This is a genomic window from Ensifer sp. 38_S197, from assembly GCF_056924495.1.
This window is the reverse complement of sequence record NZ_JBXOVZ010000001.1, coordinates 2,751,764-2,767,698: the sequence shown is the minus strand read 5'-3', so window position 1 is coordinate 2,767,698 and position 15,935 is coordinate 2,751,764. Positions and strand designations below refer to the sequence as shown.

Sequence of the window (15,935 nt, the reverse complement as noted above, 5' to 3'; positions counted from 1 at the left end):
CCTGCCAAAGCTCCCTCTCCTCGAAGCTGGCCCTGCCCCGAAAGGAGCAGGCTAAATCCCATGTTACTGGATCTGCCCCACCCGGTATTCATCCCGTTTGGTCGCACTCCAGACACCGACGGTCGCCCACTTCGGCTCCGCCGGCAAGACCGGCGCGACGTCCCGCTCGACGATTTGCACCTGTTTTTCGCGTACAGGTGCATTCATCTTGCTTTCGACGGAATTGATCCGGCCACCGAGGTCCTCGCCAACCTTGCGAACCATGCGTTCGATCGACTCGAGTCGCCCATCGTCAGTACCTTGTACGAGTTCGGTAGCAACGGGGCCACCCCCAAGATCCGCCACCGTAACCGGCCGGGTCTCTTCAACAGAGGCAGAAGCGATATTGCGAAGTGCGAGCGAGAGCGTCCCGATATTGGCGCCAAGTGTCAAGCGCTGCGCCTCGTCGGTCGTTACTTCGAAAGTGACGGTCTTCACGACCGAGGGTTCGTCCTTGCGTTCGTCGGCTGTCTGGTCGACGGCGAGCACCTTCACCCCCTGCAAAAGGACGTCCACAGAGGTCTGCTCGTTGCCGCTTTTCGGGTTGCGGATAACGCGGGTCAGAAGTACGTCGACCCGGTCCGAGGGACGCACGAAGCCTGCGACGCCGAGCACATCGTTGACGCGGATGGAAACTGCCTTCATCCCTTGATCGAGAGCGGCCGAGAGAGTGGCGCGTTCACCTGCACCAGTGATCTTCGAAGCCAACACAGGCTCGCCGGGATCGATCGCCTCCATGGCATAACGCGCTTCTTCCTTGTCTCCAAGAACCGCCTGGATCGCATCAAAGGAGCCTTCTGGTCTCTCATCTGACGGCCAGGGAATGGTCTTCAAGTTCTCTGCCCGGACCCGGTCGCCGAAACGCATGGACTTCGCCGCGACAACGAGCGTTTTTTCAGTTTGTTTGACGCCACCGCTCGCCGCAAGACGGGCGCGCTCACCGGCAAGATAAGTGCGGGTGGCAAAGACCGCAGCGAAAGCAAGGAAGAGGGCAACTACAAGGCTGATGATCGTCGAGGAGCGCATCGCCAATGCTCGCAAAGTTGAAAAATACAACTATCCTGAAATTTTAATTTAGGGGGAGAGGAGTTAACAAACCCCCCTCCTCCTGGAGAAATTATGTCAAGTAGCCGGAGGAGGCTCCAACTTAGTGGTCCACCAAGATCCCCAGGCTTCCCAAGCATTACTAAGGTTTGAGCCGGCTGTAGTTACTGCGGCAATCACTCCGCCGACCAGCAGCGCGAGCAGAATAAGGTATTCAGTCAGCGCGACGCCGTCTTCTTCCCGCGAGAAAGCGCGGACTTTTGTCAAAAATGCTTTCATCGAGAATTACCTCCAACGCAATATTACTCCTGCGTGACCGCTTACTTCCCCGGCCCTCGCATGTCATCGAGACCGCCTCTCCGACTAAGATAATTAATAATCCCTTAATTATTATATCGTCAACTTCTAATACGATGCAGTATGGAGCATTCCTGCCTTATGGTTAAAATCAGAACCCTTTGTTTTTTAGGGGTGAATACAGGCGTAACCCATCGAAGTGTAAAATCGCGTAATATTTCTTGAGACCTTCCATCGTTAGGATTGTTGCGAAGTCTTTGGAAGAACTGGACAATCAAGCATCTATCGTGCGAGCCGGGCAAAACATGATGAAAACGATCAATATAATAACTTTGGTAGCAGCCCTACTCCTTCTCTATGCCGCTTGGAGCGACTTCCAGCGCTGGCGCATTCCGAACGGGGCTGTCCTCGCGCTCGTCGCCGTCTATGCGCTCGGCGCCACGGCCAGGCTCGCGACAGCGCAGGACATCGGCGCCGCGCTCTTCTCGCTCGACGGCATAGGTGGTGATGTCGGCGCGGGTCTGCTGCTCTTCGCACTCGGTGTCGTTCTTTGGGCTTTCCGGCTGTTTGGCGCCGGCGACGCCAAGCTTTTCCTGCCGATCGGCCTCTTCGTCGGCTGGCACGGCATGCTCCCCTTCGCTCTTTTCCTGCTGCTTGGCGGCATCGTGACCATGCTGGCCCTCAGGTTGCCCATGCCATTGGCATTCACGCACTATGCCGTCATCATGCGCCTCGAAGAGATCCGCGCGAGCCGCAAGATCCCCTACGGCGTCGTCATGGTCTTCGCCACGCTCATCACGATGGCCCTCAGCCATCGCCAGGCTTAGACACGCATACCCGTCATCGTCATTCGGGGATAATTCGATCTGGTATCATCGCAACGCAAGATCACATCTGCGTCGGCAAACCGCGCAGGAACAAAAGGCACCGCACCAGTTGGGATGCAGCGTCCTGGGCGAAGACAAGGACATTTTCGTCCTTTTCGCGCGTCACGAGATCGAGATAACAGTCGAGCACGATGCCGCAAAGGACGGCAGGACGTTCGAACGCTGCCGGAGAAAAGCCATCGAAATTGGGTTTGCAGACCACACCAAGGCCGTAGCCTCTCGCGAGACGCTCTCTCGCGTCGTTAGCGAAGCGGGTTAGTTCCGTCAAATCCGCAATATCTCCCAGGCCCAGCAACTGTTCATGAAGACGCCATTCGAGATCTTCAAGCGTCAACTCGGCGCCAGGCGAAGCAGCCCGGCGCGCGCGATGAAAGGCCAGCCGCCGTTCGCGCCGCAAGGTTGCGATGTGCCCCAATTCCTCCCGGGCCATCCTTTCGGCTGCCTGCCGGATCTCCGGCGAGGGAGCTCTCCCGGCAACGTAGCTCCAGAATTCGAAAGCGCGCTCTTCGTTTCTGACTGCGATCGAAAAGGCGCGATAGGCGCTTAAGGCCTCGGCCGGGATCAAATCGGCGCCTTCAGGGTCGAAGAGATCAGGCAGCGACGAAACCTCGGCCGCTGTGCCGCCAGCTTCAATTCCGCTTGCCCTGTACCAATTTGCGACCTCGGACAAATGCGATCTTTCCTCGGCAATCAGCCGTTCGAAGACCGTGACCAGCTCGGGCCGCCCCTCGGCGCTCATCCTGTCTCGCAGCGCCTCATACCCCTTGATCGCCTCCTGCTCCATGCACGCGGCGGTTTGCATCAGGCCCTGCATGGTGTCCAGAACGGGCGGCTCTTCGGTCAGTTTGGGCATGAAGTCTCTCCGAAAATAACGCCCGCATTCTACGGAAACAAAAAAACCGTTGGTTGATCTGGCTCAACGATCCCGCCGCCTGCGTCGCTAATTTCTGCTCGAATTTCCTGTGCCGAAGATCGCGGCGCAGGATTGGTTTGAGAACGGCCGCTGCGCCAGATGGAATGCGAATGCTGAAGAACGTCCCCATCCGAAAACACGGTCTGGCCGTCTTTCTTTCGTTTTTCATTGCGGTCCTTGCCGTTGCGGGCCAGGCGTTCGCCGCCGGCGGCCTTTCCGAATACCTCGCCAAGGTTCAGCCGGCGGAGCTTTTTGCCGGCGCGGACCGTTTCGGTGACCCCATTGGCGAACCCGCAATCGCGCCTGTCTACAAGGGGGCCGACATTGCCGGCTACGCCTATCTCAACTCCGATTTCACCAACTCGACCGGCTATTCCGGCAAGCCAATCCATATCGTCGTCGGGATCGACGAGAGCGGCGTGGTCCGCGGGCTGAAGCTGGTGGATCACAAGGAGCCGATCGTTCTGATCGGCATCCCGGAAGCCCGCGTCGTCGAAGCCCTGAATTCGATCATTGGCCGTGATCTCTCGCGCGTCGCCTCGGGTGCCGAGCGGCCGCCTCAAGTCGACATCGTCAGCGGCGCGACCGTTACCGTTCTGGTGATGGGCGACAGCGTGGTGCGCTCCGCCGTCAAGCTGGTGCGGAGCGGTAGGCTCGGCGACAACGCCGCGGCAACAGTCGCCAGCGCTACGCCGGTTCGAAAGGTCGATCCCTCGCAGCAGGAGGTCCGCGACTGGCAAACCCTTCTCGGCGACGGTTCAATCCGCAGCCTTCGGCTCGACGTCGGTGAGGTATCGGAGGCTTTCCTTCGGGCCAATCACAAGGATGCGGCCGAGAAACCCGAAACAGCCAGCCCCAAGGACCGCTTCATCGACCTCTATCTTGCGCCTGTCAGCGTGCCCTCCATCGGCAAGAGCCTGCTTGGCGAAGAGGGTTATGCACGCCTTGCCAAGCGGCTGAAGCCTAGCCAGTCCGCCATTCTGGTGGCCGGTGACGGCGCCTATTCGTTCAAGGGGTCAGGCTATGTGCGCGGTGGCATCTTCGACCGCATCGAACTGTTGCAGGATGGGCAAGGTGTGCGCTTTCGCGACCGCGACCACACGCGGCTGACACAGATTGCCGCCGAAGGCGCGCCTCGCCTGCGCGAAATCGCCCTCTACATCATTCCCGACAGCTTCACCTTCGACGTCACGGAGCCGTGGGAACTGCAGCTTCTGGTCCAGCGCAGCACTGGCGTGCGCGACAAGGCCACCCTGCCCTACGATCTCGGATACACGCTTCCCGAGCGCTACTTGATCGTCGAGGCGGCGCCTGCCCAGGCGGCCCAGCCCGCCGCCACGGCCCCCGCGCAAGCCGCGACGGAAGTTGGCCAGGTTGATGACGAACAGGTGCCGTTGTGGGTCGGCATCTGGGAAATGAGCCGCGTCGCCGTCGTCATCACCTTTGCCGGACTGTTGGTACTGACCGCCATCTTCTTCTTCCAGAACTGGCTGGTAAGCAGGCCGAAACTCTTCGGCTGGATACGACGCGGCTATCTGCTCTTCGCCCTGGTTTGGCTCGGCTGGTATGCCAATGCGCAGCTTTCCGTGGTCAATGTCCTGACCTTCGTCAATTCGCTGATCACCGGCTTTCACTGGGAGTTTTTCCTCTCCGCGCCGTTGATTTTCATTCTCTGGGCGGCGGTGGCGGCAGCGCTGCTGTTCTGGGGACGCGGCCCGTTTTGCGGCTGGCTCTGCCCGTTTGGCGCCCTGCAGGAGCTTACCAACGGTATCGCCAAATGGCTGAAGGTGCCGCAGATCAAGCTGCCCTGGGGACTGCACGAGCGGCTCTGGCCGGTGAAATACATCATCTTCCTCGGTTTGTTCGGCCTGTCGCTCTATTCGGTGGCGCTGGCAGAGACCTTTGCCGAGATCGAGCCCTTCAAGACGGCGATCATCCTGAAGTTCGCGCGCGAATGGCCGTTCGTCCTCTTTGCCTTGACGCTGTTGGCTGCGGGTCTCTTCATCGAGCGTTTCTACTGCCGCTATCTCTGCCCGCTCGGCGCAGCACTCGCCATTCCTGGACGCATCCGCATGTTCGAATGGCTGAAGCGCTGGCCTGAATGCGGCTCGCCCTGCCAGCGCTGCGCCAAGGAATGTCCTGTGCAGTCGATCCACCCGGAAGGGCAGATCAACGTCAACGAGTGCATCTACTGCATGCACTGCCAGGAACTCTACCAGGACGACCAACGCTGCCCGCACATGATCCAAGTGCGGCTGAAGCGGGAGAAATTCATGGCGCTTTCCACCCCTGCATCGAGGGGACAGGCGCCGGCGAAAACCGTGGTTACCCACAAGGGCAAGCCGATCGGCGGCAAGGAAGAGGCCACAGGCGAGCCCGCCTGAAGCCATCATCAAAGGAGCAAAGACATGTCAGATCCCAACAACCCAACCGCCCTCAGCAGGCGCCAGCTTCTCGGCTCCACTGCCGCGGCGGCTGTCGCGGGTGCTGCGGCCGTCGGTGGCGCGGTTACGATTTCCACCGTTACGGCAGCACCGGCACTGGCAGCTGGTGGCCAGTCCATCGAAGTGAAGCCTGGTGAACTCGACGAATACTACGTGTTCTTCTCCGGCGGCCACAGCGGCGAGGTCCGCATCCTCGGCCTGCCGTCGATGCGCGAGTTGATGCGAATTCCGGTCTTCAACCGCGACAGCGCAACTGGCTGGGGCCAGACGAACGAGAGCCGCAAGATCCTGACGGAAGGGCTGCTGCCGGAGACCAAGGAGTATCTGAAGGACAAGGGCGGCATCTACCTCAACGGCGACCTGCACCACCCCCACCCGTCCTTCACGGAAGGCACCTATGACGGGCGCTATCTCTTCGCAAACGACAAGGCCAACACGCGTGTCTGCCGCATCCGCCTCGACGTCATGAAGTGCGACAAGATCATCCAGTTGCCGAACCAGCATACGGTTCACGGTCTGCGCGTACAGAAGTACCCGCGGACCGGCTACGTCTTCGCAAATGGCGAAGATCGCGTACCGATCCCGAACGACGGTTCGGTTCTCGACGACCACAAGCAGTATCACGCGATCTTTTCGGCGATCGACGGCGACACGATGAAGGTCGCATGGCAGGTCATGGTCGACGGTAATCTCGACAACGTCGACGCCGACTACCAGGGCAAATATGCCTTTGCCACCTGCTACAACTCCGAAGAAGGCGTGAACCTCGCCGAGATGATGGCGAAGGACCAGGACTGGATCGTCGTTTTCAACCTCAAGCGCATTGAGGAAGCGGTCGCGAAAGGCGATTTCAAGGAAATGGGCGGCGTTCCGGTTCTGGACGGCCGCAAGGGTTCCCCCTACACCCGCTATATTCCGGTTTCCAACGGCCCGCACGGCATGAATACGGCGCCGGACGGCATTCATATCGTCGCCAACGGCAAGCTGTCGCCGACCGTCACCGTCATGGACGTGCGCCTGTTCGACGACCTGTTCGACGACAAGATCAAGCCGCGCGATACGGTCGTTGCGGAACCGGAACTCGGGCTCGGACCGCTGCACACTGCCTACGACGGCCGGGGCAATTGCTACACGACGCTCTTCATCGACAGCCAGATCTGCAAGTGGAACCTTGAGGATGCAAGGCGCGCCTACAAGGGGGAAAAGGTCAATCCGATCCGCCAGAAGCTCGATGTGCAGTATCAGCCCGGACACAACCACACGTCGATGGGGCAAACGAAGGAAGCCGACGGCAAGTGGCTGATTTCTCTAAACAAGTTCTCGAAGGACCGTTACCTGAACGTCGGCCCGCTGAAGCCGGAGAACGATCAGCTCATCGATATCTCGGGCGATGAAATGGTGCTGGTTCACGACAACCCGACCTTCGCCGAGCCACATGACGCGACGATCGTTCACAACTCGAAGATCAACCCGGTCAGCATCTGGAGCCGCGACGACAGCTTCTTTGCCGATGCGGTCGCCCAGGCAAAGGCCGACAATATCGACCTGCTCGTCGATTCCGAGGTGATCCGCGACGGCAACAAGGTTCGCGTCTACATGACGTCGGCCGCGCCCGCCTTCGGGCTCGAGAGCTTCACGGTGAAGCAGGGCGACGAGGTAACCGTCTACGTCACCAACATCGACGAGGTGGAAGACCTCACGCACGGCTTCTCGATCATCAACTACGGCATCAACATGGAAGTTGCGCCGCAGGCGACGGCTTCCGTGACCTTCACCGCCGATAAGCCCGGCGTGTGGTGGTACTATTGCTCCTGGTTCTGCCACGCCATGCACATGGAGATGAAAGGCCGGATGTTCGTGGAGCCGAAGAAGGCATGATGCGTCTCCACGAGGCGGTAATGCTCGGGATGGTGGCGGCGGTCGCCGCCATCCCGGCAACGGCAGGGGCGGAAACGATCCGCCTCTCGCCTGCTACCGCGCCAGCCCTCCAGCAAGCGATCGATGCTGCCGAGCCCGGCGATGAACTGGTGCTGGAGAACGGAGAGTTTTACGGCCCGATCACGATCGGCACTCCTGTGATGCTGCGCGGCGAACCCGGCGCTGCAATCAAAGGCGACGGCAAGGGCAGCGTCGTCACCATCACCGCCGAAGACGTGGTCTTCAGCGGCATTACCGTCTCGGGATCGGGCAGTTCTCTCGAAGACATGAATTCGGGCGTCTTCGTTGCACAAACTGCCAAGCGGGCCATCGTCGAGAAGAGCCGGATCGAGGGCAATCTCTACGGTATCTATCTGCACGGCGCCGAGAACTCGATTGCCCGCGACAACGTCATCATCGGCACCGGGGAAGGCCGGTTGAGCGAAACCGGCAACGGCATCACGCTGTGGAATGCGCCGGGTGCGAGGGTGACCGGGAACGATATCAGCTTCGGGCGCGATGGCATCGCGACCAACGCCAGCAAGCGCAACGTCTTCAGTGGCAACCGCTTCAGCAACCTGCGTTTTGCCATCCATTACATGTACACCAACGATAGCGAGATCAGCGATAACATCTCCACCGGCAACTCGGTCGGCTATGCCATCATGTTCTCCAGCCGGCTGAAAATCACCGGCAACGTCTCCGATGGCGACCGCGACCACGGACTGCTTCTGAACTATGCCAATGGGTCAACCATCACCGGCAATATCGTCAAAGGACGCCTGCAGCCGGTCTCGCGCTGGGACGAGCGTGGCGTCCGGTCTCAGGAGCACGGAATTCCGGCGGCCGATGGCGATGCCGTCGAAGACAGGACGGGTATGCGCCCAGGCCCGGACAAGTGCGTCTTCATCTACAACGCCAACAAGAATCGCCTGCGTGACAACCTGTTCGAGGGCTGCGCGATCGGCATCCATTTCACCGCCGGTTCTGAAAGCAACAAACTGAGCGGCAACGCCTTCGTCGGCAACCGCAACCAGGTGAAGTATGTCGGCGCCCGCTATCTCGACTGGTCCGAGGATGGGCGCGGCAATTACTGGAGCGACAACCCGGCCTTCGACCTCGACGGCGACGGCATCTCCGACAATGCCTACCGCCCCAACGATCTGATCGACCGGGTGCTCTGGACGGCACCACAGGCGCGCGTGCTGACGAGTAGCCCGGCCGTTCAGGTCGTGCGCTGGGCCCAGGCTCGTTTTCCCGCACTTCTGCCCGGCGGCGTCACCGACAGCCATCCGTTGATGGCGATGCCGGCACGAAAGGAACAATGACCATGACCTCGACCGTTAGCGTCAAAGGGGTTTCGAAAAGATACGGCGGCAAGGTGGATGCCCTGCGTGCGCTTTCCTTCACTCTCGACGAAGGCGAGACGGTCGCGCTCGTCGGCCACAATGGCGCCGGCAAGACGACCTTGATCAAGTTGCTGCTCGGGCTGATCCGCCCGACATCCGGCGAGGTGCGCGTCCTCGGCGAAGATCCGGCAAAGGGCGATTTCGCTGTCCGCCGGGCGCTTGGCTATCTGCCTGAGAGCGTGTCCTTCCATATGGCGCTGACGGGGCGCGAAACGCTCTCCTTCTACGCACGCCTGAAGCGGGTGGACGTGAGATCCGCGGACGAACTCTTCGAGCGCGTCGGGCTTGCCGTCAGTGCCGCCGACCGCCCCATCCGCACTTATTCCAAAGGCATGCGGCAAAGACTTGGGCTGGCGCAGGCGCTGTTGGGCGCACCAAAAGTGCTGTTTCTCGATGAGCCGACGAGCGGTCTCGATCCGGCGCTAAGGCGCAATTTCTATACCCTCATCGATGAACTGCGCTCTGGCGGAACGACGATCCTCCTGTCCTCGCATGCGCTTGGGGAACTTGAGGACCGCGCCGGGCGGGTGATCATCGTCAACCGCGGCTCGCAGATCGCTGATGGAACCATCGACGACCTCAGGCGGATCGCCAGCCTGCCGTCCCGAATCCGGATACGACCGGTCTCCGGCGAAAAGCCCGGCCTTCTCAAAGAGGCCAGTGTCCGATGGACGGAAACGGGCGACGGGAGCCTGGAGGCCGAAGTGGCCCACTCTGAAAGACTTCCTTTGTTGCACCGCCTCAGCGATGCGGCCTCCGGGATAGACACCCTGACGATGATAGAGCCGACACTCGACGACCTCTACGCGCATTTCCTGACCAGCCAGGAGGCAGCCTAATGCGCAACATCCTGATTATCGCGGCCAAGGAAGTTCGCGAGGGCATGCGCAATCGCTGGGTGCTTGCGACGACATTGGTCCTCGCCACCCTTGCGCTGACCCTGACCTTCCTTGGAAGTGCGCCCACCGGCAATGTCGGCGCGAGTCGCCTCGACGTGGTGATCGTCAGCCTTTCGAGCCTGACGATCTTTCTGGTGCCGCTGATCGCCCTTCTGATTTCGCACGATGCCATCGTCGGCGAAGTCGAACGCGGCACCATGCTGCTTTTGCTCGGCTATCCCATTGGACGCGGCCAGATCGTGCTCGGCAAATTCCTCGGCCATATCGCCATACTGTGCTTCGCAACCATTTGCGGCTATGGCGCGGCCGCCATTGCGCTCGCCTTGATGGGCGGGGCGACGGACACACAAAGCTGGCTTGCTTTCATTTCCATGACCGGGTCGTCCGTCCTGCTTGGCGCGGTCTTCGTCGCAATCGGATATTTCGTGAGTGCGAGTGCGGGCGAGCGAAGCACTGCTGGCGGCATTGCCATCGGCCTCTGGCTTTTCTTCGTGCTGATCTACGACATGGCACTGCTGGGTGGCCTTGTGGCAGCGCAGGGCCGTTCACTGCCGGACGGGCTACTCGATCTCCTGCTGCTCGCCAATCCGACCGATGCCTATCGGCTTCTCAATCTCGGCAGCGGCGGCGCTGCCGCGCTCTCCGGCATGGGCGGTGTCGCCAAGAACTCGATCCTCACCGGCGAGGTCCTGCTCGCAGCACTTTGCGTCTGGACAGCCGCGCCGCTCGCTCTTGCCACTCTGCTTTTCTCCAGGAGGGACATTTGAAACCCGTCCGCTTCGCCCTCATCGTCGCAGCATCGCTGGTGCTTGCCGCCTGCGAAAATAAGGAGCAGGCCGAGATGCCTGCGCCCTACACCCTCACCCAGGACGCCATGGGCCGCTATTGTGGCATGAACGTCCTGGAACACGCCGGCCCCAAAGGCCAGATCATCCTTGAGAAGATCCCGGAAGCGATATGGTTCTCGTCGGCGCGCGACACCGTCGCCTTCACAATGTTGCCAGACGAGCCCAAGGAAATCGCCGCCATCTATGTATCCGACATGGGCAAGGCGCCGAGCTGGGAAGAACCCGGCGCCGATAATTGGATCGACGCGCGCAAGGCGGTTTTTGTCATCGACAGCCGGCTTCGGGGCGGCATGGGCGCCGAAGAAGCGGTTCCCTTCTCCTCGCAGGAAGCTGCAAAGGCCTTCATTGTCGAGAATGGCGGGCGCATCGTGAGTTTCGCCGATCTTCCCGAAAGCTACATCCTGGGCGCAAGTGAAGAGAGCGACGACAATGCCGCAGCATCGGGAGGACACGACCATGGATAAGCCCATCGGCCGCCGGCGTTTCATCACGATCATGGCTGCTTTCGCCGGCTTGCCACTGCTGCGAGGAAAGGGGTGGGCGGCGCTGCCGGCAGAACCTGTCGTCTGGCACGGCCAGGCTCTGGGCGCGCCGGCCACGCTGGTTCTCAATCATGAAGATCGAGCGCAAGCCCAGGCGCTGATCACCCGAGTGGTGGCAGAGGTTCGGCGCCTGGAGGATATCTTCAGCCTTTACCGCGAGGACTCGGCTCTTTGCCAACTGAATCGCCTCGGCGCATTTGCAACCCCGCCGACGGAGCTTGTGGAACTCCTTGAAATATCCGGGCGTTTTCACGGTCTCACCGGTGGTCGATTCGAGCCCGCGATACAGCCACTTTGGGCGCTTTACGCCCGGCACTTCGCGAGGCCGGATGCCGATCCTGCCGGACCATCATATGGCGAGGTGCGCGAGGCGCTGGCCCTGGCCGATTTTGCGCAAGTGCGCATCGACCGCAATCGCATCGCTTTCTCCCGGCGGGGCATGGCGCTGACACTCAACGGCATCGCTCAGGGCTACGTCACCGATCGCGTCGTCGGTCTGTTGCGTGAGGCCGGCGTTACCAGCAGCCTCGTCGACATGGGCGAGAACCGCGCCATCGGTTCAAGGGCCGATGGGCAACCCTGGCGCATCGGCCTTGCCGACTTTGAGGATGCGAATGATGTCGACGCGACCCTGGACGTCATCGACCGCGCAGTCGCGACATCCTCCGGGCAAGGGTTCCAGTTCGACGCCAAAGGCCGTTTCAGCCACATTCTGGACCCACGAAGCGGCGCCACCGCTAAGCGCTATGCCCGGGTCTCGGTCGTTGCGGCGGAGGCTTCGACCGCGGATGCCCTTTCGACGGCGTTTTCGCTGATGGCGCCTGATGAGATCGATGCACTGGCAAAGCAGCAGACCGCGGTCGATGTGCATCTCAAAAGCCGTTGACGCCGCCTCGCCGACGGACGGGGGAGCTGACCGGACGAAAGTCTCACGCCCGGGCCTAACGGATATAGGGAGCCTGGCGCTTTGATCGCGAACGACGGCCACGTAAACGGCCGATTGTCGATCTACGGCCTTTGGGCTCTCTGCCTTCGCTCCTTGCGATTGATCGCCCATACATGCCATTTAGGTCCCATGCAAATCGGCCGGGAAGGGCCGAGTTGCAGCGTAAGCAGCACCGCGGGACTACGGCCGGGCAGGCTGGTACATGTAAGGAGGACTCATGTTTGACCACGTCAAATTCGGCGTCAGGGACTTTGCAGTGAGCAAGGCCTTCTACCTTAGGGCACTTGAGCCGCTCGGTGTAGCTGTCATAGCCGAGGGCGAACCTTCTTACGGTGTCGAGCTCAGTGCAAAGGGCAAGGCTTCGTTGTGCCTGCACCAAACCGAGGAGAAGCCGGCCCATCTTCACATCGCTTTCGCGGCCGACAGCCGCCAGCAAGTCGACGCGTTTTATCGCGCGGCTCTGGAAGCGGGTGGCAAAGATAACGGCGCACCTGGACTGCGCCCGCGCTACCACGCGAACTACTACGCGGCTTTCGTGCTTTGTCCGGACGGGCACAACATCGAAGCGGTTTGCCACGCACCTGAGGCCTGACGGAACCGGTCAAACGTCTCCGCAGGCGCCTAGCCCTCCGTCGACGCGGAGGGCGATCTCATCGCACTACTGAACCGCGGCGGTTCCATACACGAGGTTCGGAAGCCACAGCGAGAGCTGTGGAAACATGCTGAGCATGACCAGAAGGACCATCATCATCGCGAGATAGGGCATCACCTCGCGCGCATAAGCCATCATCGGCACCTTCAGCACCATGGATGAGATGTACATCAGGCCGCCGACCGGGGGCGTGATGCCGGCGATCGTGAGATTGGTGATGAAAACCACCCCGAAATGTACACGATCGATGCCGACGCCGTCGATGATCGGGATCAGCATCGGGGTCAGGATAATGAGCGCAGCCGACCCTTCGATCGCCGTTCCGATGATGATCAGGAGAACGTTGATGAGGAGCAGCATTAAGAGTGGATTGTCGGTTGCACCGCCCAGCCAACCGGACATCGCTTGCGGCACCTGTTCCCAGGCGAGATAGAAACCGAAAGCCGCCGCAGCACAGATCATGATCATGACGACGGAGGAATCGCGCACCGACTCTGCGAGCACCTCCGGGATCTGGCGGAGCGTGAATTCGCGGTAGCCGAAGACGGCGACGAATAGCACATAGACCACCACCACGGCGCCGGCCTCGGTGGTGGTGAAGATGCCGTAGCGCGTGCCGGCGAAGATCACGACCGGGATAGACAACGCCCAAAGCCCGTCGATCAGCGCCCGGGTACCCTCCGCCCGGGTGGCGCGCTCCTTGCGGAGCGGCTTGTAGCCGCGCTTACGGGCGATGAAATAGGTGGTGACCATCAGCCCGGCCGCAAGCACAAGACCCGGTACGACACCGGCGGCAAAGAGCCGGCCGATCGAGGTTTCCGCGAGAAAGCCATAAACGATGAGACCGATCGAGGGCGGAATAAGACTGGTGATGATGGACGCCGACGAGGTGATGACCGCCGCGAAGGCGCGGCTGTAACCCCTTTCGGCCATCTCGACGCCGAGGGTCTTGGCGAGCATCGCGGCATCGGCGTTGGCAGACGCGGTGAGACCGCCGAGCAAGGTGCCAAGCACGGTGCACATCTGCGCCAGCGCGCCGGTCATATGGCCGACCATCACGTCTGCAAGGGCCAGCAGACGGCGGGTTATCCCCGATGCATTCATGATGCAGCCGGCAAGCACGAAGAGGGGCAACGCCAACAGGGAAACGGACTGACTACCCTCCGCCATTTCCTGGGCGAAGTTGGCGAGTGGGATCATGTCCATATTGATGACGAAGAAGGCGAGTGCTCCAATCGCCATGGCCCAGGTGATGGGCGTCGACAACAGGAAGAGGACGACGACCAGCAGCGAGGGGCCGGCCAGATGGAAGAAGGTCATATCAGCGATTCCACATTGCGATGCAGGCGGGCGGTCCACGGTCTTTCGACGATAAGGTGCTGGACCAGCATGCCGGCCGTAGCGAGCGCCAGCGGCCCGTAGGAAAGACTGCGTGATAGATCGAGCGCGATCGTGTGCACGTGGCGCGACGTCCAGGCCTGCCAGGAGAAGAGGATCGTCATGGCGATGAAGAACAGGGCCAGCAGAAGGTAGTTGAACCAGGCGACCGCCTTCTGCCAGCCCGAGGGGAACGCTGCGACGAGAACGTCGATGGCCGCATGAGTGCCGAGGCGGACACCGGCGACTGCGCCGAAGAAGACGAGATAGGCAAAGGCCATGATCGCCAGTTCGTAGGTCCAGGCCGCCGGCTGCGGAAAGATGTAGCGGCTGATCACTCCCCAAAGAATCGAAAGGACGATGACGAGCAGTGCCGCAACGCCAATCGCCTCATCGGCACGGCGCAGGCTGAGCAGAGGAATTGCTTCCTCCTGTGGTCGTGAGGTTTCCATGGTTGTCTCGATATCCTAGAGGGCGGAATGGGAATGGCGGCGACGCCGAGCCGACGGCATGAATGCGGCCGCGCGCCACGCCCGCTCGAGCGCTTACTCGGCCATTGCCTTCTGCACCTGATCGTACATCCCAGGTGTGATATTCGGCACCTTCTCGTAAGCCGCACGCGAGGCTTCGATGAAGGCCGGGATATCGATGTCGGTGACGATCTCGACGCCGGAAGCTGCGAGCTGCTTGGCGTAGGCATCGTCCGTTTCGAGCGTCATCTCAGTCAGTTCCTTGGCGATCGTCCGGCCTTCCTCGATCAGGATCTTCTGCAGGTCTTCCGGCAGGCCGTTGAAGAACTGGCTGGAAGCGACCCAGGCCGTGAACATGATCTGGTGCCCGGTCTTCGAAATCACCTTTCGGGTTTCGTTCAGCTTCGCGCCGGCGATCGAGCCGAACGGACCTTCGGCGGCGTCGACGACACCCGTCTGCAGGGCGTTGTAAACGTCGCCCCACGGCAACTCCGTCGGCCGGGCGCCATAGTTGGCGAAGGTGGCCATCATGATCGGCGACGACGGCACGCGAATGGTGACACCGGCAAGGTCGGCCGGTGAGCGAACCGGCTTGTTGGCGATGATATGGCGATAGCCGAAAAGGCCATTCGGCATGATGATCTTGATGCCCTGCGCCTCGAGCTTGCCGGAAAGCTCCTTGTAGAGATCCGACGCAAAGAGACGATCGGTCGCTGCCAGATCCGGATAGACATAGGGGCCGGCCAGAATGGACAGATCCGGCACGAACTGGCCGAGTTGGCCATAGTCCGTAGCGCTGAGCAGGCTCGCGCCGCTCATGACCATTTCGTTGACCTTCTTCTGTGCCCCGAGCTGATCGCCGGTCATCACCGTGATGGCGATGCGGCCGCCTGAACGTTGGCCGACGCGCTCGGCATAGGTCTTCATCGCTTTGACGATCGGTTCGTTGGGGTTCACCTGCGAGGTCGAGAACCGCAGGCTGTATTCCTGAGCGTTGGCGATACCGCAATAGGAAAGAGCGGCCATGGCGGCCGCGACGATCAAGGTCTTCATCAGTTCCTCCTCTTTCCGGACTCCCCTCCGGAATGCACAACGGATGAATGATCTATTCATGAATGAACTTAAGCGTCAAGAGCACAATGCCGCCCGTTGGAAGAGGCAGGTATGAAAACAAAAAGCCGAAGCGATCTGTTACCGCTCCGGCTTTAACAATCTGAATGATGTATTCTTATATAAACTTCTTCATCACCC

At 60.9% G+C, this 15,935-nt stretch carries 15 protein-coding genes; 9 read left to right on the top strand and 6 right to left on the bottom strand.

Going from position 1 to position 15,935, the window contains the following annotated elements; translation table 11 throughout:
• Positions 1-63 precede the first annotated feature (63 nt).
• Together cpaB and AC1Z3V_RS12640 are read right to left on the bottom strand one after the other, a co-directional pair.
• Complete coding sequence (cpaB, locus tag AC1Z3V_RS12645) at positions 64-1,065, bottom strand: Flp pilus assembly protein CpaB (protein ID WP_483499321.1); 1,002 nt, start codon at positions 1,063-1,065, stop codon at positions 64-66.
• 96 nt (positions 1,066-1,161) lie between these two features.
• Positions 1,162-1,362 carry a Flp family type IVb pilin gene (locus AC1Z3V_RS12640; protein ID WP_483499319.1) on the bottom strand — a complete coding sequence of 67 codons (201 nt, stop codon included), beginning with the start codon at positions 1,360-1,362 and terminating at the stop codon, positions 1,162-1,164.
• Between the two features lie 323 nt (positions 1,363-1,685).
• Here AC1Z3V_RS12640 and AC1Z3V_RS12635 point away from each other — a divergent pair, with 323 nt between their 5' ends.
• Entirely contained in the window at positions 1,686-2,207 is a 522-nt protein-coding gene (locus AC1Z3V_RS12635; RefSeq protein WP_483499318.1) for a prepilin peptidase, read from the top strand.
• Between the two features lie 61 nt (positions 2,208-2,268).
• On the opposite strand, the gene AC1Z3V_RS12630 is transcribed toward AC1Z3V_RS12635, so the two are convergent.
• Positions 2,269-3,120, bottom strand: coding sequence for a ferritin-like domain-containing protein (locus AC1Z3V_RS12630; protein ID WP_483499317.1), 852 nt, complete (start codon positions 3,118-3,120; stop codon positions 2,269-2,271).
• A gap of 170 nt (positions 3,121-3,290) precedes the next feature.
• On the opposite strand from AC1Z3V_RS12630, the gene AC1Z3V_RS12625 reads away from it, so the two are divergent.
• The 8 genes from AC1Z3V_RS12625 (at position 3,291) to AC1Z3V_RS12590 (ending at position 12,777) form a co-directional block, all read left to right on the top strand.
• Positions 3,291-5,564, top strand: coding sequence for a 4Fe-4S binding protein (locus AC1Z3V_RS12625; protein WP_483499315.1), 2,274 nt, complete (start codon positions 3,291-3,293; stop codon positions 5,562-5,564).
• Positions 5,565-5,588: 24 nt separating this feature from the next.
• Positions 5,589-7,502 (top strand): TAT-dependent nitrous-oxide reductase, encoded by a 1,914-nt coding sequence (gene nosZ, locus AC1Z3V_RS12620; RefSeq protein WP_334198312.1) that lies wholly within the window; start codon positions 5,589-5,591, stop codon positions 7,500-7,502.
• Entirely contained in the window at positions 7,499-8,869 is a 1,371-nt protein-coding gene (locus AC1Z3V_RS12615) for a nitrous oxide reductase family maturation protein NosD (RefSeq protein WP_483499313.1), read from the top strand. Before nosZ ends, AC1Z3V_RS12615 begins: the two co-directional genes overlap by 4 nt.
• Positions 8,866-9,789, top strand: coding sequence for an ABC transporter ATP-binding protein (locus AC1Z3V_RS12610; RefSeq protein ID WP_483499312.1), 924 nt, complete (start codon positions 8,866-8,868; stop codon positions 9,787-9,789). The genes AC1Z3V_RS12615 and AC1Z3V_RS12610 overlap by 4 nt, the downstream gene beginning before the upstream one ends.
• Positions 9,789-10,616 (top strand): ABC transporter permease, encoded by an 828-nt coding sequence (locus tag AC1Z3V_RS12605; protein ID WP_483499311.1) that lies wholly within the window; start codon positions 9,789-9,791, stop codon positions 10,614-10,616. Before AC1Z3V_RS12610 ends, AC1Z3V_RS12605 begins: the two co-directional genes overlap by 1 nt.
• Positions 10,613-11,161, top strand: coding sequence for a nitrous oxide reductase accessory protein NosL (locus AC1Z3V_RS12600; RefSeq protein WP_483499309.1), 549 nt, complete (start codon positions 10,613-10,615; stop codon positions 11,159-11,161). The genes AC1Z3V_RS12605 and AC1Z3V_RS12600 overlap by 4 nt, the downstream gene beginning before the upstream one ends.
• On the top strand, positions 11,154-12,125 hold the full coding sequence (locus AC1Z3V_RS12595) for an FAD:protein FMN transferase (protein WP_483499307.1): 972 nt from the start codon (positions 11,154-11,156) through the stop codon (positions 12,123-12,125). The genes AC1Z3V_RS12600 and AC1Z3V_RS12595 overlap by 8 nt, the downstream gene beginning before the upstream one ends.
• 277 nt (positions 12,126-12,402) lie before the next feature.
• Positions 12,403-12,777, top strand: coding sequence for a VOC family protein (locus tag AC1Z3V_RS12590; RefSeq protein WP_483499306.1), 375 nt, complete (start codon positions 12,403-12,405; stop codon positions 12,775-12,777).
• A gap of 66 nt (positions 12,778-12,843) precedes the next feature.
• On the opposite strand, the gene AC1Z3V_RS12585 is transcribed toward AC1Z3V_RS12590, so the two are convergent.
• From AC1Z3V_RS12585 to AC1Z3V_RS12575, 3 genes are all read right to left on the bottom strand, one after another.
• Entirely contained in the window at positions 12,844-14,157 is a 1,314-nt protein-coding gene (locus AC1Z3V_RS12585; protein WP_483499304.1) for a TRAP transporter large permease, read from the bottom strand.
• Entirely contained in the window at positions 14,154-14,666 is a 513-nt protein-coding gene (locus tag AC1Z3V_RS12580; RefSeq protein ID WP_483499303.1) for a TRAP transporter small permease, read from the bottom strand. The genes AC1Z3V_RS12585 and AC1Z3V_RS12580 overlap by 4 nt, the downstream gene beginning before the upstream one ends.
• Positions 14,667-14,759: 93 nt before the next feature.
• Positions 14,760-15,737, bottom strand: a complete 978-nt coding sequence (locus AC1Z3V_RS12575; RefSeq protein WP_483499302.1) for a C4-dicarboxylate TRAP transporter substrate-binding protein — start codon at positions 15,735-15,737, stop codon at positions 14,760-14,762.
• Positions 15,738-15,935 lie beyond the last annotated feature (198 nt).